General features: G+C 39.1%; 16 protein-coding genes and 1 tRNA gene. 13 read left to right on the top strand and 4 right to left on the bottom strand.

Annotation, left to right across the window (positions count from 1 at the left end; all coding sequences use genetic code 11):
- Positions 1–88: 88 nt before the first annotated feature.
- From tldD to metE, 4 genes are all read right to left on the bottom strand, one after another.
- The gene (tldD, locus tag P375_RS05945) at positions 89–1,549 is read right to left on the bottom strand and encodes a metalloprotease TldD (RefSeq protein ID WP_080742349.1); all 1,461 of its coding nucleotides are present in this window, start codon (positions 1,547–1,549) and stop codon (positions 89–91) included.
- A gap of 76 nt (positions 1,550–1,625) precedes the next feature.
- Positions 1,626–2,258: a histidine phosphatase family protein gene (locus P375_RS05940; protein WP_039095448.1), complete on the bottom strand. Its 633-nt coding sequence runs from the start codon at positions 2,256–2,258 to the stop codon at positions 1,626–1,628.
- 138 nt (positions 2,259–2,396) lie between these two features.
- The gene (gene rng / locus P375_RS05935; protein ID WP_039135452.1) at positions 2,397–3,881 is read right to left on the bottom strand and encodes a ribonuclease G; all 1,485 of its coding nucleotides are present in this window, start codon (positions 3,879–3,881) and stop codon (positions 2,397–2,399) included.
- Positions 3,882–4,201: 320 nt separating this feature from the next.
- Positions 4,202–6,475, bottom strand: a complete 2,274-nt coding sequence (gene metE, locus P375_RS05930; protein WP_039135449.1) for a 5-methyltetrahydropteroyltriglutamate--homocysteine S-methyltransferase — start codon at positions 6,473–6,475, stop codon at positions 4,202–4,204.
- A 138-nt stretch (positions 6,476–6,613) separates the two neighbouring features.
- Between metE and P375_RS05925 the strand changes: the two genes are divergently transcribed.
- The 13 genes from P375_RS05925 to P375_RS05865 all read left to right on the top strand — a co-directional run bounded on the left by P375_RS05925 (position 6,614) and on the right by P375_RS05865 (position 19,713).
- Complete coding sequence (locus P375_RS05925; protein ID WP_039135447.1) at positions 6,614–7,540, top strand: LysR family transcriptional regulator; 927 nt, start codon at positions 6,614–6,616, stop codon at positions 7,538–7,540.
- Between the two features lie 9 nt (positions 7,541–7,549).
- The gene (locus tag P375_RS05920) at positions 7,550–8,002 is read left to right on the top strand and encodes a DUF441 domain-containing protein (protein WP_039135444.1); all 453 of its coding nucleotides are present in this window, start codon (positions 7,550–7,552) and stop codon (positions 8,000–8,002) included.
- A 134-nt stretch (positions 8,003–8,136) separates the two neighbouring features.
- Positions 8,137–8,221 (top strand) — tRNA-Leu (locus tag P375_RS05915).
- 104 nt (positions 8,222–8,325) lie between these two features.
- Positions 8,326–9,138 (top strand): ParA family protein, encoded by an 813-nt coding sequence (locus tag P375_RS05910; protein ID WP_039135440.1) that lies wholly within the window; start codon positions 8,326–8,328, stop codon positions 9,136–9,138.
- A gap of 11 nt (positions 9,139–9,149) precedes the next feature.
- On the top strand, positions 9,150–10,487 hold the full coding sequence (gene dnaB / locus P375_RS05905) for a replicative DNA helicase (protein WP_039135437.1): 1,338 nt from the start codon (positions 9,150–9,152) through the stop codon (positions 10,485–10,487).
- Positions 10,488–10,500: 13 nt separating this feature from the next.
- Complete coding sequence (locus tag P375_RS05900; protein ID WP_039135433.1) at positions 10,501–12,189, top strand: ParB family protein; 1,689 nt, start codon at positions 10,501–10,503, stop codon at positions 12,187–12,189.
- Between the two features lie 2 nt (positions 12,190–12,191).
- Entirely contained in the window at positions 12,192–12,758 is a 567-nt protein-coding gene (locus P375_RS05895; RefSeq protein WP_013745203.1) for a DUF2857 domain-containing protein, read from the top strand.
- A complete protein-coding gene (locus P375_RS05890; protein ID WP_039135430.1) occupies positions 12,755–14,059 on the top strand; it encodes an STY4528 family pathogenicity island replication protein in 1,305 nt (434 codons plus the stop codon). The genes P375_RS05895 and P375_RS05890 overlap by 4 nt, the downstream gene beginning before the upstream one ends.
- Before the next feature lie 97 nt (positions 14,060–14,156).
- On the top strand, positions 14,157–14,576 hold the full coding sequence (ssb, locus tag P375_RS05885; RefSeq protein ID WP_039135429.1) for a single-stranded DNA-binding protein: 420 nt from the start codon (positions 14,157–14,159) through the stop codon (positions 14,574–14,576).
- 345 nt (positions 14,577–14,921) lie between these two features.
- Positions 14,922–15,653, top strand: a complete 732-nt coding sequence (locus P375_RS05880; protein WP_039135426.1) for a PFL_4669 family integrating conjugative element protein — start codon at positions 14,922–14,924, stop codon at positions 15,651–15,653.
- Positions 15,650–16,150, top strand: coding sequence for a DUF3158 family protein (locus P375_RS05875; protein WP_013745198.1), 501 nt, complete (start codon positions 15,650–15,652; stop codon positions 16,148–16,150). Before P375_RS05880 ends, P375_RS05875 begins: the two co-directional genes overlap by 4 nt.
- Positions 16,151–16,524: 374 nt before the next feature.
- A complete protein-coding gene (locus tag P375_RS05870; RefSeq protein ID WP_018347287.1) occupies positions 16,525–18,483 on the top strand; it encodes a DNA topoisomerase III in 1,959 nt (652 codons plus the stop codon).
- Between the two features lie 810 nt (positions 18,484–19,293).
- On the top strand, positions 19,294–19,713 hold the full coding sequence (locus P375_RS05865) for a hypothetical protein (RefSeq protein WP_039135422.1): 420 nt from the start codon (positions 19,294–19,296) through the stop codon (positions 19,711–19,713).
- The last annotated feature ends 281 nt before the right edge of the window (positions 19,714–19,994 follow it).

Genomic DNA, 19,994 nt, shown 5'->3' with positions numbered 1-19,994 from the left:
TTTTCGCCTCAATCTGTTTTCTGAAAATAGAATGAACTCAGAATACGCTTAATTGAATATTTAATCAATTAAATTGCATAATAATTCATTAATTGGTGCCGCCGACAGTAATTTTTTCGATTTTCAATGCCGGTTGACCAACGCCGACCGGTACGCTTTGTCCCTGTTTGCCGCAAACGCCGATGCCGTGATCAATCTCCAATTCATTCGCTACCATTGATACATTCTGCATTACTTCAATTCCACTGCCGATGAGGGTTGCGCCTTTAATCGGTTTGGTGATTTTCCCTTTTTCGATTAAATAGGCTTCTGAAGTGGAAAACACAAATTTGCCGGAAGTGATGTCGACTTGACCGCCACCGAAGTGTGGTGCGTAAACGCCATAATCGACAGATTGAATCAAATCATCAAATTGGTGTTCGCCCGGTAGCATATAGGTGTTGGTCATACGTGGCATCGGTAAATGGGCATAAGATTCGCGGCGGGCATTGCCGGTTGGTTTCATTCCCATTAAACGCGCATTCAATTTATCTTGCATATAACCTTGTAAAACGCCGTCTTTAATCAAAACATTGTATTGTCCCAGTACACCCTCATCATCAATCGTGAGTGAACCGCGGCGATCCGGTAAGGTGCCGTCATCAACAATGGTGCAGAGCGGAGAAGTGACTAATTCACCGATTTTGCCGCTGAACAATGATGATTTTTTACGATTAAAATCGCCTTCTAAACCGTGTCCGACTGCTTCGTGCAATAAAACTCCCGGCCAGCCGGCACCCAACACCACCGGCATCATTCCGGCAGGCGCAGCAATAGCATTCAGATTGACCAACGCTTGACGAACGGCTTGTTTTGCAAAATAAACGGCACGTTGTTCACCTTGATAATCTTCAAAAAACCAAGTTAATGCGCGACGACCGCCCACGCCGGTGCTACCACGTTCACGGCGACCGTCCTGTTCGGCTAAAACGGAAATGGATAAACGAATTAATGGACGAATATCCGCAGCCAGAGTGCCATCGGTGGCGGCAATAAGCACCTCTTCATATAAGGTGGAAAGCGTGACGGATACGCGAGTGATTCGTGGATCTTCCGCACGCGCGCTGTTATCAACCAAATGCAACAGAGCAATTTTTTGCTCGCGCGATAGCGTATCCAAAGGGTTTATTGCGGCATAACGTAAAATTGGATCGACCGCGTTGAAACCTTGTTGTGGAAAAATGGCAGTAACGGGCGATTTATGCTGAGCAATGCCTTTTGCGGCAGAAGCACAATTGTGCAAGGCGTTCAAATTGATCACATCCGAATAGGCAAAACCGGTTTTTTCTGCACTGATGGCACGCACGCCGACACCTTGATCGATATGAAATCCGCCCTCTTTGATAATGCCGTCTTCCAACGTCCAAACTTCATCCATTGAAGTCTGAAAGAACAGATCGGCAAAATCGATTTGGCGATCGGAAAAAATATCAAAAATCGTTGGCAGTTGTGCTATGGAAAGTTGATTGGGTGTTAATAAAGAATCTGCTACTTGGTCTAATATCTTCATATTATGATTAATGTGTAAAAAATTGCTCTAAAAAATGGTAAGCATTATATGCCGTTCATTCTGTAAATAACAATGTTTATACACCAAGAACAGCATAATCTGCCAGATATTGTAGCTGTAAACAGTGATGATCAACAGTTAATACAAAGGCGGCTGTATTAGGAATTGCCAAAGCGTGAGTAAATTGTCGGAAACGTTGCATATCTCGATTATTATTCACATCATAACCGAGAATTTTCCACGATAGTTGTGCTAACCAGATACCGTGCGTAAAAAATAGACTATTATCAGGAAAAGTCGTAATTTGTCGGCAAAAATCATCAATTCTCCGACTAAAATCAAGAAAACTGTCGCATTGTGCAGCTTGTTTATCTTCCGGTTCGGCAGTGAGCCAATATTGCGCGGCAAGTTGTTGGCGTTGGGCTGTGGTAAGCGATTGAATCATTGCAAAATCGAGATAACTCAATTCGTTTAAGCAAGAGAGCTGTTGCAGCGGTAACTGATATTTTTGTACAAAAGGTTGTGCTGTTTGTTGGGTACGTAAAAATTGGGAACAGTATAGTGCAGAAGGTTGAATGTGCCACTGTTGGCAACGGTTTAAAGCCTGTTGTTGGCCGAGTTCAGTAAGAGGGATTTCTCGATCGGGTAGAGGCATTCCGCCAACATTGGATTGGCTTTGTGCGTGGCGGAATAGATAAAACTGCCTCATTATGTTTCTCCTAAATGGTTGAAATCACGCCGTTCACGACGGCAGAGCATATTGAATTTGGAAGAGGTTTAACCTCTCCCAAAATAGGGCAATTCACTGCGTAATGAGTGATGCGTCGTTCTACAAATTTGAACATTATTACATCACAACAACATCAAACTGTTCTTGTGTATAGTAAGGTTCCATTTTGATTTGTACTTTCTTACCAATGAAGACTTCCACTTCGGCAAGCAGGGCGTGTGTTTCTTCATTAATTAAATGTTCCGCTACTGCCCGAGAGGCATAAACCAAGAATTGTTCGCTTGAGTAGAGATGATGAACACGAATAATTTCACGCGCAATTTCATAGCAAATCGTTTCAACACTTTTTACGTGACCGCGTCCGTGGCAGTTTGGGCATTCTTCACATAAAACGTGTTCCAAACTTTCCCGTGTTCTTTTACGCGTCATTTCCACCAAACCTAATTGCGTAAAACCATTAACCGTTGTTTTTACGCGATCTTTCGCTAAGGCATCACGTAAAGACTGTAATACCCGCTCTTGATGTTCCGCCAGCTGCATATCAATAAAATCGATGATAATAATGCCGCCGAGATTACGTAATTGCAGTTGTTGAGCAATCGCTTGTGTCGCTTCAATGTTGGTATTAAAAATGGTTTCTTCCAGATTACGATGACCGACAAAACCACCGGTATTAATATCAATCGTGGTCATTGCTTCGGTCTGCTCAATAATCAGGTAACCGCCGGACTTGAGATTAACCCGTTTATTCAATGCCTTTTGGATGCTGTCTTCAACGTTATAAAGATCAAATAACGGTTGTGGACCGGTGTAGACGGAGAGTGTATGGGTAAGATGAGGCAAGAATTCTTCAATAAATTCTTTGACTTCAAGGAATACTAATTTTGAATCAATACGGATACTATCAATTGTCATCCCAACAAAATCACGAATAATGCGTTGTGCTAATGCTGGTTCGGTATAAAGCATTGCCGGTGCAGTAGAGCGCACCTTGCGTTCCAACACTTTACGCCACAAACGCTTTAGAAAATCTTCATCCTGTTTAAGCTCTTCCAGAGAAACATTTTCTGCAGCGGTACGGATGATAAAACCGCCCAACTCATCGCAAAATGGTGTAACCAACTCTTTTAAACGAGCGCGTTCTTCTTCACTTTCAATGCGTTGTGATACGCCGACGTGGCTGTTTTCTGGCATAAAGACCAAATAACGGGAGGGAAGTGTAATATCTGTGGTTAATCTTGCACCTTTTGTTCCCAACGGATCTTTAACTACCTGAACGATAATATCTTGTCCTTCACGTACCAATTCCGCAATGTTTTTAACCACAAACTGCTTTTGTTCATTTTCATCGACACATTCAGTGTGCGACACGATATCGGAAGCGTGTAAAAAAGCCGCTTTTTCCAAACCGATATCAACGAAAGCAGATTGCATTCCGGGCAAAACTCGTGTTACCCGACCCTTATATATATTGCCAACAATTCCCCGTTTTGTTTCCCGTTCAATATGCACTTCACGCAAAATTCCCTCTGCAACCAGGGCAATCCTTGTTTCGTTCGGGGTAACATTGACCAATAATTCGACCTTGTTACCATTATCCATAATTTTTCCTAAAAAATTTTCATTTGTGCGCGTTAGTCTAACCAAATCAAAATTCAATTCCTAGAATATTTTAAATAATCATTACAAATCTTTGTTTCATATCATTTATAACGGGAAGTTTTTTGTTGCTGTTGAATTTGCAAATATTGAAACTTTAGGGAAGACGAGCATTGATGCAATGTGTTAAAAACGGTGATGAGAACCGATATTGCCGTTTGTCGAGGAAAATGCAAATGTTGTTTAATTTGACTGTAAATGAGGATTTATTCTGTTCATAATGAAAAGGGCGGATAGAAACCGCACCTTATCTATTCTATATATTAATTTAATTCCGCACGTAATTTTTTGGTCACTTCAACCATTACTTCCAATTGCTGTACGGTTTCGGTCCAGCCGCGGGTTTTTAAGCCGCAGTCCGGGTTCACCCATAAACGCTCTTTTGGTACCACTTTCAAGGCTTTGCGTAACAGATGTTCAATTTCCTCTGGTTTTGGTACGCGTGGGCTGTGAATGTCGTACACGCCTGGACCGATGTCGTTTGGATATTTGAAATCAGCGAATGCGTTTAACAATTCCATATCCGAACGTGAAGTTTCAATGGTGATCACGTCTGCATCCAGTGCCGCGATGGCTGGCAAGATGTCGTTAAATTCGGAATAACACATATGGGTGTGAATTTGCGTATCATCTTGCACGCCCATTGAGCTTAAACGGAACGCTTCGCCTGCCCATTGTAGATACGCGTCCCAATCCGCACGTTTGAGCGGTAAGCCTTCGCGGATCGCTGGTTCGTCAATTTGAATGACTTTAATGCCTGCTTTTTCTAAATCTAACACTTCATCAGACAATGCCACGCCGATTTGCTTACACACGGTCGCACGCGGAATATCGTTACGCACGAAAGACCATTGCAAAATCGTAACAGGACCAGTGAGCATTCCTTTCATCACTTTGTTGGTGAGGCTTTGAGCGTATTGCGACCAGCGTACTGTCATTGGCTCAGGGCGTACCACATCACCGTAAATAATTGGTGGCTTCACGCAACGTGAACCGTAGCTTTGCACCCAGCCGAATTTGGTGAAGGCGAAACCGTCTAATAATTCCCCGAAGTATTCCACCATATCGTTACGTTCCGCTTCACCGTGAACGAGGACATCAAGGTCGAGTTTTTCTTGCTCACGCACCACCAACTCAATTTCTTTTTTCATCGCCGCTTCGTAATCTTCAAGGCTCAGTGTACCTTTTTTGAATTGGGCACGAGCTTGGCGGATTTCGCTGGTTTGCGGGAATGAGCCGATATTTGTGGTTGGTAATAACGGTAAATTTAACCACGCATTTTGTTTGGCGATACGCTCAGCAAATGGCGATTTGCGTTGATCCGCACCTTCTGGCAAGTTAGCTAAACGTGCAGCCACTTCAGGGCGATGAATTTCTTTGCTGTTGGCACGCGAATCAGCCGCTGCTTGGCTTGCATCAAGCTCTGCTTGCACGGCAGCACGCCCTTGTTCAAGTGCGGTCTTAATGACGGACAATTCTTGCACTTTTTGAAGCGTGAACGCCAACCAGTTGTAAAGCTCAGGTTTGTTCTCTTTGAGTTGCACTTCCACAGAAAGATCATAAGGGGTATGCAATAAAGAGCAACTTGGGGCAATCCATAAACGCTCGCCCAATTTGGCTTTTAACGGTTCAAGCACATCTAACACTTGATTGAGGTTGGCACGCCATACGTTACGCCCGTCAATCACACCAGCGGAAAGCACCTTGTCATAATCCGCAAAAGCGGCGAGCTGTTCAGGGGCGCGTACTAAGTCAATGTGCAAACCGTCCACAGGTAAGGCTTTTAGCAATTCCGCGTGTTGTGCTACTGAGCCAAAATAGGTCGCAAGTAATAATTTTGCATTTACTTTTTCGCTTAATGTGGCATACACCGCTTTGTAAGCCTCAACCCACTCAGGGGCTAAATCCACCGCTAAAGCAGGTTCATCAATTTGAATCCATTCCACGCCTTCTGTCGCTAACGCATTGAGAATTTCCACATAAACAGGCACAAGTTTGTTTAATAACTCAAAGCGGTTAAAGGCTTCGCCTTTTTCTTTCCCTAAATGTAAGAACGTTAATGGCCCAACAATGGTTGGTTTAACGTTCAAACTGAGTGCTTTGGCTTCGCGAATTTGTTGCACATAATGGGCTGGATTGGCTTTAAATTCGGTATTTTTGTGAAATTCTGGCACAAGGTAGTGATAGTTGGTGTCGAACCATTTTGTCATCTCAATGGCGAATTGATCTTTATTCCCACGCGCCAGTTGGAAATATTGGTCAAGGGTTAAGTTTTGGCTGTCGAAACCAAAACGCGCAGGAATTGCCCCTGTTGCCACTTGCAGATCTAAAATATGATCATAAAAAGTGAAATCTGCCACTGCCACATAATCCGCATTGGCGGCGGCTTGGTGTTGCCAATTTTTTTCTCTTAATAATTTTGCAACGGTTAATAAATCCTGTTCAGATAACTCTTGTCGCCAATAACGTTCTTGAGCGAATTTTAGTTCACGCTTTGCGCCAACGCGCGGAAAACCTAAAAGGTGAAATGTTGTCATAATGCATCTCCTTATATTTTTATATTAAAATTGATCTGAATAGACGTCTAAACGTCTTTATGTGATGCAGAATAACGAAAAATTCTGTATGATGAAAGCTCATAATTTTCATATTTAAGATGAATTAAATTAATAAAGATGAAACCTACCTTTTTAGAATTACGACATTTAAAAACGTTATTGGCATTAAAGGAGACCGGCAGTGTGTCTTCAGCAGCGAAACGCATTTATTTAACGCAATCGGCACTTTCTCATCAATTAAAGCTAATGGAAGAGCAGTTCGGCTTACCTTTATTTGAACGGAAAACATCGCCTATTCGCTTTACTGCCGCCGGAGAGCGTTTGATTCAGTTGGCAAATGAGGTGCTGCCGAAAGTGGTTATTGCGGAGCGTGATTTAGCGCGGGTTAAACAGGGGGAAGCAGGGGAGTTACGCATTGCAGTAGAGTGTCATACCTGTTTTGATTGGTTAATGCCGGCAATGGATCAGTTTCGACAACATTGGGGCTTGGTTGAATTGGATATTGTTTCCGGTTTCCAGACCGATCCGGTGGGATTATTGTTAACCAATCGTGCCGATTGGGCAGTGGTATCGGAAATGGAAGAAAACAGTGAAGTGATCCATCGTCCTTTGTTTGCTTATGAAATGGTAGGGATTTGTGCGAGAGATCACGAACTGGCAAGTAAAGAGGTTTGGCAAGCACAAGATTTTGTCGATCAAACGTTGATTACCTATCCGGTGCCGGATGATATGTTGGATTTGTTGCGTAAGGTGCTGAAACCGGTAGGAATAAATCCGATCAGGCGGACTACGGAGTTAACTATTGCAATGATACAATTGGTTGCTAGTAAACGAGGTATCGCTGCATTGCCTTATTGGGCTGTATTGCCTTATTTAGAAAAAGGGTATGTTGTGGCGAGAAAAATTACTGAACAGGGTTTATATAGTAATTTATATGCGGCAATTCGTACGGAAGATAGGAATGTTGCTTATATTGATGATTTTTATGAAACAGTGAAAAATCAATGTTTTGCAACTTTGCCTGGCTTGGTTGTTTTGGATTGAGGAAGAAAAATGTCTTTACAATTTAATGGGATAGCACTTTTTTTAGTCGCTTTAATTGCACTAGGCGTTATTGGACATAATAGTTCGGTCACTGTGGCGGCATCGGTATTATTACTAATGCAACAAACACCGTTAGCAAAACATATTGTTTGGCTCGATAAATACGGTTTAACAATAGGGATTATTATCTTAACTATCGGTGTATTAAGCCCATTAGTATCAGGAAAAATCAGTTTGCCGGAGTTAAAACAATTATTGCACTGGAAAATGTTTTTAGCTATTACTGTAGGTATTTTGGTTGCTTGGTTGGGTGGTAGAGGTGTTTCTTTGATGAGTGCCTATCCGACATTAGTAACTGGGTTATTGATTGGCACCATTTTGGGAGTCGCTTTTTTAGGTGGAGTGCCTGTCGGGCCATTAATTGCTGCCGGAATTTTGTCGTTAATCATAGGGAAATCATAAAAAATAGGTGCAATATCGGATAAGAAAAATACAATTCAGCTAAAATTGTTGAAAATAGCACCGAACGAACATTTTCGTGAATTTTATGCTTGCAACCGTCTTAAACATCCGTATAATGCACCTCGTTCACTGATGCCTGGGTGGCGAAATTGGTAGACGCAGTTGATTCAAAATCAACCGCCTTCGGGTGTGCCGGTTCGAGTCCGGCCCTAGGCACCATCTCTTTGATTGGTTTGTTTTCAAACAGATTCAAGTCCTGTAGAAACATATTTTGGTTGTTTGATGTTGATAAATTTTCTTTAATCAACAAAGAGTTACCACATATGAAAAAACCATTCATCACAACTATTCTATCCACTAAAGGTGGCGTTACTAAAACCACAAATGCAGCTAATATTTCTGCATTTTGTGCTGATCACGGACTTAAAGTCTTGATGATCGATACCGATGTTCAGCCGTCTCTAAGTTCATATTATGAGCTGGACTATATTGCAGAGGGCGGTATTTATGAGTTTTTGATCAACAAGAATCTCAATCACAGTGAGATCATCTCTCACACCGTTATTCCAAATCTCGATTTAATCAAATCTAATGATCCAACCGGCAAAATTAGCCTACTTTTAAGAAATTCGCCGGACGGTGTTATTCGTTTTAATCATTTATTAAAACAAATTCAAGGGTACGATTTGATTGTGATCGATACTCGCGGTACGCGAGACATCACCCTAGAAATGTCAGTGCTTGCCAGTGATTTAATTCTCTCTCCACTCCTTCCGGAGCTGTTATCAACGCGTGAATTTTTAAGAGGCACGTTGAGCTTATATGCGGATTTAAGCACATATGAAGCATTGGGCTTGCATTTACCGCCAATCAAAGCGGTTGCTAATCGTGTCGACAATACCAATGATGCAAAAGATGTTATTGCACAACTGCATCAAATATTCAATGAACCCCAATTTAAACAACAAGGCTATCAAGCTGAGTTTCTTGACCTCACTATTCCATCTCGCGTTGCTTACAGAGAGGCAAATACGCTTTGTACACCGATCCATAAATACAGAGAGTCTGAATTTGAAACAATGAAGAAGCTCTGTTCAACATTATTTCCTCAATTTGCACCTTACTTTCAACAATAGGAGGAAATAATATGGGACAAAAAAATAACAATGCCTTAATGAATCGTTCAATAGAGGTAGAAAAAGCTGTGATTGGAGCATTACTGATTGATAATGACGTATTTGATAATATTTCAGATATCGTGTCAGAAAAAGACTTTTCACTCAATTGGCATCAAATCGCTTTCAAAGCAATCAAAAACAGACTTTCTAATGGCGAAAGTATTGATATTCTGATCTTAGAAGACGATTTAAGAAAATCTTATCCCAATCAAGAAGGAATGTTCGCCTATTTGGTTGATATCGTACAGAATACGCCTACTTCAAGCAACGCTGAAACCTATGCCAAGAAATTAAGTGACATTGCCAAAGTGCGAGAGTTGATGAAATTGGGTGAGAAATTACAGAATATCTCACAAAATGAAAGCATAGAAAATGTAATTTCAAGTGCTGAAAAACAGTTATTTGAGATAACCACCAATCAAACTGATGCCAGCAATATCTCACTTTCTGCAGCATTGAAAACAGCAGTGAGCAAAATAGAAAATGCGTGCTTTCAAAATTCGGCAGTAAGCGGAATCCCAACAGGATTAGATGATTTAGATACAATGACGACAGGCTTTCAGCCTGCAGATTTCGTGGTGATCGCAGGCAGACCGGGAATGGGAAAAACCGCATTCTTACTATCGTCAATAAAAGCGACATTAGAGCAATCTGAACAGCCTGTATTGTTCTTTTCGCTAGAAATGCCATCAGATCAAATCATCACTAGATTGTTATCAATGGTTGGCAACATTCCACTGCAAACCTTGCGTAATCCGCTTTTGCTAGATGATGAGGGTTTCGCTAAGCTGTCAACAGCAATCAATACAATTAAACAATGGGAAAATCGCTTAATCATTGATGATTCTCCCTCATTAACAGCGGATATTTTACGCTCAAGAGTCCGTAAATACTCAAGATTACACGGACAACCGGCAGCAATTTTTGTCGATTATCTACAGCTGATGCGTTATCCAACCGCTCCGAACCGGTATGAAGAAATCAGCAAAATTTCTAATGCGTTGAAAGCGTTAGCGAAAGAGATGAATTGCCCGGTAATCGCATTGGCTCAACTTAATCGAGCCGTAGAAGGACGAGCGATAAAACGTCCAACCAACGCAGATTTAAGAGACTCAGGCCAAATCGAACAAGATGCAGACGTCATTATATTGCTGCATCGAGACGATTATTATAGCAAAGATGATGAAAAAACCGGGTTAGCGGAAGTAATTATCGGGAAGCAACGTAACGGCCCAGTTGGTACAGTAGAATCTTATTTTGCTGCTCAATATTCCCGATTTGAGCCATCTCATTATGCTAATGCCTAATTAAGGAGGAGTTATGAAAAATATCTTTCAAAAATCAAAAGAAGAACGCAAAGCCTCTTTGATGAGAGGCATTCAGGTCGGTTTAATTCCAAATACTAGCCCTGATTACACCGCAGCGATTACTGCTACTCAAACAGCAGAACCTGAATTAAGGACAGTCACGCTGTTAGAATTAAGACCGTTTGATAACAACCCAAGAAAAACACAAAATCCAAAGTTTGAAGAGATCAAAGAGTCTATCAGAGTAAGAGGATTAGATTTTCCACCTAACATTACTAAGCGACCGAATGAGGATTTTTATATCATCGCTGACGGTGGTAACACACGTCTGCAGGCATTAAAAGAGTTATATGAAGAAACACAAGACCCTAAATATTTCTCCATTCGTTGTCTATATAAGCCGTGGCAAGGTGAAAGCGATGACAACACAGAAGGCGATTTACATTGCTTGATTGGACATTTAGCTGAAAATGACCTGCGTGGAGACCTCAGCTTCATTGAACGTGCGTTAGGCATTGCCCAAGCAAAACAGTTTTATGAAAAACAGCTAGGTGAATCACTCTCGCACCGCAAATTTATAGAGCGCTTAAAAGCCGATGGATATAGCGTTACTTATTCTGTATGGGCACGGATGCAGCAATGTATTGAGTTACTCTATCCAGCCATTCCAACATTATTGTTTAACGGGATGGGAAGACCGCAAATCGAGAAATTGCTTATCCTATACAATAATGCGGAAAAGTGTTTCGATAAATACACCGCATTACACTACAAAGATAACAATAGTTTTCAGTCATTATGGTTAGATACCTTAAAAAGGTTTGATAATGATGACTATTCATTTGAAATTTTCCAAGATGAATTGATAGGCAATATGGTCAATGAAATTGGTACGGATTATGTTTCTTACCAAGATATTCTCTTTGAACTTGAGAATAAACCTAAAGCCAATGTATCAACCAATCAAGAAACTGAAGCAGTTAATGAAAATATTACGCCTTCACAGGAATTAAAAACTGAACCAGATAATCAAAATAATGAAAAATCAGAAGATGCTCAAAAAATAAGCACTGATCACAGTGTGACCAGTGAGCAAAAAACGAACGATTTTGATGGTTTTGGTCATTCTGAACCAGAAAATGAAGATTATCAGACTGAACCAGATGATGAAGAATCTTTAACAACTGAACCAGACAATAATATTGATGATAATGGGTTATCTGATTTCGGACTCTCATTTGAAAAACAACAATCAATTAATGAGCAAAAACAGCAACGAGCCGCACAAAACGGTATTGCATTTGCAAACAGTGGCTGTCAGCCTGTTGAAGATATCTGGCAAATTTATCCAGCTATTGATAATGTTGAAAAACTTCGCTTTGAAGCGTATGGGTTAACGACTGATATTGTGTCAATTATCGGCCTTAAATCATCCATCATTGAACCTATTAATGATGACTTTAGTTTTACTATTCTGCCATTATCACAATCAGATAATGTCTCCGTTTTACAAGAGAATATACATCAATTGTTGTCGTGCTTGGCAACAGATGGTCACAATGAAAATTTAACTTGTACCCTCAATGAATCATTATTGATAGGTATGGAATCTGAGCCGGAAATTAATGATTTATTACTGGTTAAAATCTTTAGGCTTATCAGAGTCACGCGTCAATTAAGGCAGCACTTACGGGGATGTTAATTATGATGCCAACAATCAATCAAATTATACTACCTCACCTCATTGCTCAGATAAAAATGGGCAAATTACGCTATTGTGAGGAGCTGGGATTTAGTACCGAGGAGTTGATAAAAATCAACAACCTTACTACTGACGAGCTCCATTTTCTGAGCAATATGAACACGACTTTTTTCAAAGTAAGTGTTAATCACGATTTACTAAATAAAATGCTGAAGAGAACTAAAGATCAAACAGAATATCAAAATCTGTTTGACAGAGCACTTGTTCTCGGCGCAAGCATTGAATTAATGCGCCATTTTTTTGGCGCGCAAAGTCACGAAGTTAGCGAAAGAAGACGTTTGCTCGGGAAGCAAATCTCAAGCGGAAGACGAGCATTTACCGACCCGGAAAAATCTAGTGCCGCTTGGTATAGATGGCAGGAAGCCTGTAAGCTCTCTGAGAAAAACAGAGAGCTAAACGATATTACCGCTTTAGACAATCTAATGGTGATTGCTGAAGAGCTGGATCTTGATTTGACAACGCTCTGGAAGCAGGTGCAGAGATGGGAAAAAAATGGAGGTGAGCTATGACAACAACCGGGAATGCAGGATTGTTTTATTTTGGAAACCCACACGAAACAGTCCCTCTAAGACTCTTACAAGATCCCTATTTAACGGTTCGTGCAAAATATACTTGGCAAATGATTCGTTACCACGCAAAAGCCTTTGCTAGTAGCTTATTTCCGAGCTATGAGAAGTTGCAAGAACTTCTCTCAGACAAACTTTATCGCCAAGAAAAAGTTTCACGAAAAATTGTAAGTCAAACGCTATTGTTGTTGAGATTAACAAGATGGCTCACTTTGTGTGATACCAAACGAGATGAGAAAGGAAGAGTTTTGGGCAACGTATACATCATTCACGATGAGCCTATCGGCATTACGGATGCCGTTCATTTTGACTCTTCCTATTTAAAACTACTTGCTCAGTCAACTAAACACAATGACAGAGTCGTGCAAGAAGTTGCACAGCATATTATTGAGTCAATCAAAAATGATAAAAACAACGCTCATTTTGTATCATATTTAACATTGATGCAGAAACGTTTCAATGAATCCCAAGATGCCTCATTAAATTCAAATCGCACTCCGGCAGTAGCGAAAAAAGTAATGGCAGAATTATTAACAACAGAGACAGATAACAAATCGGAACTCAGTGAAAAAGAGAAAAAATTGCAGAGTTCCGAAATGGAACTTAGTCAAAAAGATGAAGTTTTACAGAGTTCCGATATGGAACTCAGTGAAAATTATCAGAGTTCCCAAATGGAACTCAGTAAAAATGATGAAAATATAGCCAGTTCCCAAATGGAACTCAGTGAAAAAGGAGAAAATTTGCTTAGTTCCGATATGGAACTCAGTACGAAACCACTAAAATCGGCTAATTTTCATACGGAACTCAGTAAAAAACACTTAGTTTCTCAGTACAGTACTAGTACTAATAATATATATACTAAGTACAGTACTAGTACTGTATTTAATAATAATTTATTAAAAGTATTTAACGATCTAGAAAAAAAGACTCTAGAAAATTTAATAAGACAACTCAGATTATCTGATGCTGTCGTTCAGAGCGTGATGACTGAAGCTGCATTACGCATTGAAAAAGGCGATATTCGTAATCCGCTAAGCTATGTGTGTAGCTTGCTAAGAAAAGCGAAACAGGGAGACTTTAACGAGTATCTTTGCAAAATTAAGAACAAAACAGCAGATTTGGCAAAACCAACCTCACAGACAAAAAAACAAAATAACCCGGTTTTGACAGTCACTAGAAGTCCTGAAGAGCTCGCCAATATGCTGAATAAAGCAAAATTACTGGCAGAGCAATTACGAGGTTAGTTTTTTATCGCTTTCGGAAAATCAATTAATCATTGTGATTAACGGCGTGGCGTGAATAATAAGCTCTAATTAAAAAACAACACGAGGAGACAAATCAATGCCGGGCGTTAATCAGGTAAATATTTTGGGTAACTTGGGGGATGCGCCTCAAGTACGTTATATGCCGAACGGCGATTTAACTGCAATGCTAAGCGTAGCAACAAGTCGCGTTTGGAAAGACAAAAACGGTGAAAGACAAGAATTAACCGAATGGCACAGAATTGTGCTATATCGAAGATTAGCAGAAATTGCCAAAGATTATCTGCACAAGGGCAGTAAAGTTTTTGTGACCGGCTATTTACGTACACAAAAATGGACTGATGATAAAAATGTAGATCGCTGGACAACTTCAATTATTGGTGAGCAGTTACAATTAATAAGCAGTAAACCAGTTATTCAACAAAACAAACAGACAGAAGAACATATTTCTCCTGAAGCGGAAATTCAAATCATTGAAGATGAGCCGTTTCCTTTTTAATTCTTATTCCCCTTAGTAATGAGTGTAAAGCGTTTGCCGGTGAATAACCGGCTTTTTTATCTATAAACACTGAAAAGGTTAAAAAATAAGCAGTGATCGCAGTGTGACCAGTGCTTATTTTTTAATCATACTGAGTATATTAGGTCATTTATTATACAAAAATAAAGCAAATATTATAAAAATGTTAAAATTTAACAAATATTTAACCTGATCACACTGCGATCACTGCTTAAAAAATAACCATATTTTTTTGATAAAAACGAGTATCTAATAGTTTATTGTATTCATATAGCGAAAACATATGATGAGGTTTTATTCAATTAACAACAAAAAGGATACGATACTATGGCTGATGTAAACTCAATCGGTGCTTTACGCACTGATATCACTTTAACGTTGCAAACCCAATATGCCACACGACTCTGGCAGGGTAAAAATGTCAATAAAGATAATAAGCAAATAACTCGGATTATCAGCGTTCCGGTGTGTTTATCGATTTTAAATAGAATTACCCAACACGCTGCGCAAGATGATCCGTATGCAGATGCTTATTTAATGAAAATTGAGAGTAAAATTTTATCTACTCGTGAAAAAATGGCTAAATTAGCAGATAAAATGACTGATATTTATGCTGAAAATGTGCCGGGAGCCATTGAACTGAAAAATAGTTTTAATGTTGATCCAGCGAAAATCCCATTAGCTATCAGGTCTTCTATCGGATATCAGTTAATTTATCTGTTAGCTGATTTTGATTATTTCACTACTGTAGCAATGACAGCAGCACACATTGCAATTATGCCAAGACAAGAGGTTAGAAATTTAGTAGAACAAGCTGCTCATCTTGTACGCTCAGTTTTTGGTTTAATCCAACGGTATCAGGATGCCGGAGTTAGCCGAGCGGATATGAGAGCTGGTACAGCTAATGCTTTGGCTGCGATTGCGCGGTTTGGTAAATTGCCGGAAGATATTCTTTCTGGAAAAACTCGTAGTCAATTTGCGCCTGTCAATATAGCTTTGTTTGCTGAAGCAGAAGATAATGATGAGAAGTCTGAAGCAGTTGATAAGGAGATTGGATGAAATATCGTTCATTAGATAAAGAAGATTATAAAAAATTAGTGTTTAATACCCCGTTGAATACGGGGTTAAAAACATTATTTGGTCCAATCGATAATGCTGATGAATACAAAGCATTAGCACAAATGATAAAGGATGCCCGCGCTGAGTTATTCGAATTGGGACGGAATATTGTAAATGGGGCAAAAGAGTATCCATTGAACCACGTTCCGATAGTGTTCATTATTGATCATAATAGCTCCTCTGGGGGAAAGTTCTTGCGATGGCGTAATCAACTGCGAAACCGTACAGGTAAATATGCTTGGGATCAGTTGATTCAAGATAAAAATGTGCCGGAAGAAATTAAAGAAGCATTAATTGCATTGGAAAAAGATCGCATAGCGTTTAATGCGCAAATGTCAGTAATGAACTTCATTTACCGACAGGCGAAAGAATGCGCAGAAAAAATTAATGAAATAGAACAGTTGTATCAGCAAGGAAAAAATAAAGGTAAGGTGTGAGCCTTACCTTTTTTATCTGTCAGATATTTTCTTAATTCTAAAATACAATTTATTATTGTTCGGATCGTGTTGGTCTCTTAATCTAAATCCTGTCAAATATCACTCGTTATAGCGGTAATAGTAGTTATGGCTCATTTCGAAAGTGATCTTATAAATTGTATCTATATGAAAAATAAAGATAAATTTTATTGATTAAAAAATGGCCACTGATCGCAGTGTGATCAGTGATTAAATTTTAATCAGTGATCGCAATGTAATCAATGAGTAAAATTTAATCAAAAGTATTTTGTAATGATAGGAGATAAAGTTATGACTGATTTAACGAAAACTGATTTGAAGGTAGGAAATATAGATGGCGAGTGGAGAAGAGCGGAATGAAATTAATTTTATGCGAGAAGCCATCGCAAGGACGGGATATTGGGAAGTTTATTGGTGCAACAAAAAGAGGGGAAGGATATTTATCGAGTCCAGATCAGCAAACATTTGTGACTTGGGGAATCGGTCATTTAGTTGAGCAGGCTGAACCTCAGGATTATGATGAATCCTATAAAAAATGGGGTTTTGATAATTTGCCGATTATTCCAGACAAGTGGATGATGAAGGTAAAGAAAGAAACAGCTAAACAATATAAAGTTGTAATGGGATTAATTAAAAAAGCTAATCATATTGTTATTGCAACTGACCCCGATAGAGAAGGTGAGGTTATTGCGCGTGAATTATTAGATATGGCTAATTATAAAGGAAAGGTGCAGAGACTTTGGTTGTCCGCTTTAGATGATGGCAGCATTAGAAAAGCATTGGCTAATTTAAAATCTGATGCAGAAACAAAACCTTTGTATGCCGCAGGATTAGCAAGAGGGAGAGCTGACTGGCTAGTTGGGATGAACCTGACGAGATTATTTACTCTCATCGCTCAAAAGCAAGGGTATCAAGGTGTGATGAGTGTTGGGCGAGTACAGAGTCCGACACTGGCGATTGTAGTACAGCGAGATCGTGAAATTGAAAACTTTGTTTCTAAGCCTTTCTATCGTTTAAAAGTAAACCTTGATGGATTTTGTGCTTATTGGCAACCGACAGAATCGGTTTGCGATGATGAGGGAAGATGTATTGATTACAGTGTGATTACGCAAGTGCAAAGACAACTATCGAAGACACTTAAAATAGATAATATTGAAACTAAGCGCAAAAAAGAGATGCCTCCACTTGCATTTGATCTCGGGACGTTACAGCAAACTTGCTCTAGATTATTTGGTATGGGAGCAGCACAAGTGCTAAAGATAGCACAGTCATTATATGAGACACATAAAGCAACGACATATCCAAGAACCGATTGTGGTTATTTACCCGAATCAATGATTGATGAAATTCCGCTTGTGCTAAAAGCTGTATCTGAATCAGATCCTCAAGTTAGAAATATTGTAGCAAAATTAGATATATCTCTTCGTTCCAGAGTTTGGAATGATAGTAAAATTACGGCTCACCACGGCATTATTCCGACAACTCAAAAAGTTGATTTGAGTAAGATGAGTGACGATGAATTAAAGGTTTATCAGCTTGTACGCAAGCATTATTTTGCTCAGTTTCTACCATTATATGAGGAGGATAATACGAGTGTGCTGTTATCTGGTAATGAACAGACGTTTATTTCAAAAGGTAAGCAAGTAATAAATATGGGATGGAAGGCTCTGTTTCAGCAAGACAGGAATGATGATGATGAAGAACAATCGCTACCATCCTTGCGGCAGGGGCAATCGTGTAATGTTGTTGATAGTGATGTTTTAACTTTGAAAACTACACCGCCTAAGCATTACACTGAGGGAACATTAATTGCCGCAATGAAAAATGCGGCTCGGTTCGTTACAGATGCTCGATTAAAGCAGAGACTAAGAGAAACTGAGGGGCTTGGTACAGAAGCTACTCGAGCAGAAGTGATTGAAACATTATTTAAGCGAGGTTACCTTGAGAAAAAGCGCAAGGAAATTGTTGCAACTTCAGCTGGTAAATCTTTAATTGATGGGTTGCCGGATATTATTAAAGATCCGGGTATGACTGCATTATGGGAACAGGCGTTAAATGATATTGCTTCAGGTAAGATGTTATTACAGGATTTTATGGATAAGCAGAATCAATTTATTTCCCACGTAGTGAAATCAATGATTGGTTCTGGGAGTATGGCAATTCAAGTGAAAGCTGAAAAGATATGCCCTAAATGTGGTGCAGCAATGAGAAGAAGAAAAGGTAAAAACGGAGATTTTTGGGGCTGCTCCAATTATCCTACTTGTACGGCAATAGAAAATATTGGCTCAAGAAAAAGGGTTGGAAAATCACAATAATCTATTTACAATAGAGATTGCAAATCGTTGGTAACTTACGTCAAAGTTACGCCCTTTAAGACTGAACTTGCGGTTCTGTGGTAGCTCACGCGAGGAATGTCGTAAATGACCGTTTGAGACAACTGCTGACTTGAACTAAGTTGTCGAGCGTTTTGAAATATGGTCTCTCTTAACAGAGTAAATGCAATCTCATCTATAATCATTTTTTATTTGTCTATATGTCGTGGGATTTTATTTGTTTCCAATGATGGGAATAAATAAAATCCCACGATATTCTTTTGCTAAACCACGGGGCAGTGGTGAAAAATGCTCGCCCTTTGTGCGTCAGCGCTATTGTCAAACTGATTGGGACGACTTAGTGATCAGTGGATGGGGAGAATAATTATGGTATTTCAGAGGGAACAATTAATTATTTAAACTTTCTTTTTCGTCAAACTCTTCAATAGCTTATTATCGTGGTGATAAGCTCAATTCAAAATTGTCATCTTTGACGTAATTTTTATAGTTGCAGTATGGTCGGTGAGATTATGCTGCAAATTTTCTTTTATGTATAAAAAACAACCACTGATCGCAGTGTGATCAGTGGTTGTTTTTTAATCATTAATTGGAAAAGGGTGTTTTTCACATAAATAGAAATTTAATATAGGGTGTAATCAAAAAGTAGGTAAATGCTATTATTTGCTAATATGTAATCTCTATTTTGAATACATATGTAAAACCTGGACTAAAAGGCCTTTTAAAGGTAAGGGGTGAACCCCTTACCTTCAGAGGGAAATTACCCTTAACCTTTACTTTTTAATGAGGATAAAGATGGCACAAATCGAGGATGTAAAATTTTCAGTAACAATGGATTATTCACAAGCTGATGAAATCAGCATACATATTGTATGGGACGCAAGTGATACTTTTCCGCAAGAGAAAGTAGAGCAATTAATAGAGTATATGAATAGAAACCTCGTTCTGCTCTTTGGTTTTTTTAAAGATAAGTTTCGGCTGTATCTTGAATATAATGAAGTGTTGCTTTCGTTTTCAGTGAAAATGAGATTTGAGTTTGATGATACCGGGTTCAGCATTAAATTTCTGAATAAGGATAATGATACAGGAGCTGAGTATTTAGCAAGATGTATTATGAATGATTTACTTACTGGAAATGAAACAATAGAGAAATTGTTGGAATATCTTCAAGAAGACGATGAGAATAAAAACATTGAAGAGATTGTTTTGCAATAGATTCACCTTAAATTTTATAATTGTATGTTTTTTAGTCACTGATCGCAGTGTGATCAGGTTAATAGTTACAATATTCAATATTTTAAAATTGATTAAAATATAAACACTGATCACAGTGTAATCAGGTTAAAAAATTGTTAAAAATAGGAAGGTGTTTTTTTGATGAGAATCTTAAATTAAAAAATTGTTTTATTTCTTTGTTGTTATTGTTTTAATGTAATCGGTTAGTGTTTTGGAAAAGTTTGCTCATTCTTGTACCTAGTTAACCCTTCCAAAAATCA

Source organism: Gallibacterium genomosp. 2 (genome assembly GCF_000771895.1).
Classification (GTDB): Bacteria; Pseudomonadota; Gammaproteobacteria; order Enterobacterales; family Pasteurellaceae; genus Gallibacterium.
Note: the sequence above shows the minus strand (reverse complement) of the source record. Positions and strands in the feature narration are given on the sequence as shown.

Bases quoted from the DNA above. Each gene is read 5' to 3' on its own strand.
- tldD (WP_080742349.1), bottom strand. From the start codon at position 1,549: ATGAAGATATTAGACCAAGTAGCAGATTCTTTATTAACACCCAATCAA.
- P375_RS05940 (WP_039095448.1), bottom strand. From the start codon at position 2,258: ATGAGGCAGTTTTATCTATTCCGCCACGCACAAAGCCAATCCAATGTT.
- rng (WP_039135452.1), bottom strand. From the start codon at position 3,881: ATGGATAATGGTAACAAGGTCGAATTATTGGTCAATGTTACCCCGAAC.
- metE (WP_039135449.1), bottom strand. From the start codon at position 6,475: ATGACAACATTTCACCTTTTAGGTTTTCCGCGCGTTGGCGCAAAGCGT.
- P375_RS05925 (WP_039135447.1), top strand. From the start codon at position 6,614: ATGAAACCTACCTTTTTAGAATTACGACATTTAAAAACGTTATTGGCA.
- P375_RS05920 (WP_039135444.1), top strand. From the start codon at position 7,550: ATGTCTTTACAATTTAATGGGATAGCACTTTTTTTAGTCGCTTTAATT.
- P375_RS05910 (WP_039135440.1), top strand. From the start codon at position 8,326: ATGAAAAAACCATTCATCACAACTATTCTATCCACTAAAGGTGGCGTT.
- dnaB (WP_039135437.1), top strand. From the start codon at position 9,150: ATGGGACAAAAAAATAACAATGCCTTAATGAATCGTTCAATAGAGGTA.
- P375_RS05900 (WP_039135433.1), top strand. From the start codon at position 10,501: ATGAAAAATATCTTTCAAAAATCAAAAGAAGAACGCAAAGCCTCTTTG.
- P375_RS05895 (WP_013745203.1), top strand. From the start codon at position 12,192: ATGATGCCAACAATCAATCAAATTATACTACCTCACCTCATTGCTCAG.
- P375_RS05890 (WP_039135430.1), top strand. From the start codon at position 12,755: ATGACAACAACCGGGAATGCAGGATTGTTTTATTTTGGAAACCCACAC.
- ssb (WP_039135429.1), top strand. From the start codon at position 14,157: ATGCCGGGCGTTAATCAGGTAAATATTTTGGGTAACTTGGGGGATGCG.
- P375_RS05880 (WP_039135426.1), top strand. From the start codon at position 14,922: ATGGCTGATGTAAACTCAATCGGTGCTTTACGCACTGATATCACTTTA.
- P375_RS05875 (WP_013745198.1), top strand. From the start codon at position 15,650: ATGAAATATCGTTCATTAGATAAAGAAGATTATAAAAAATTAGTGTTT.
- P375_RS05870 (WP_018347287.1), top strand. From the start codon at position 16,525: ATGAAATTAATTTTATGCGAGAAGCCATCGCAAGGACGGGATATTGGG.
- P375_RS05865 (WP_039135422.1), top strand. From the start codon at position 19,294: ATGGCACAAATCGAGGATGTAAAATTTTCAGTAACAATGGATTATTCA.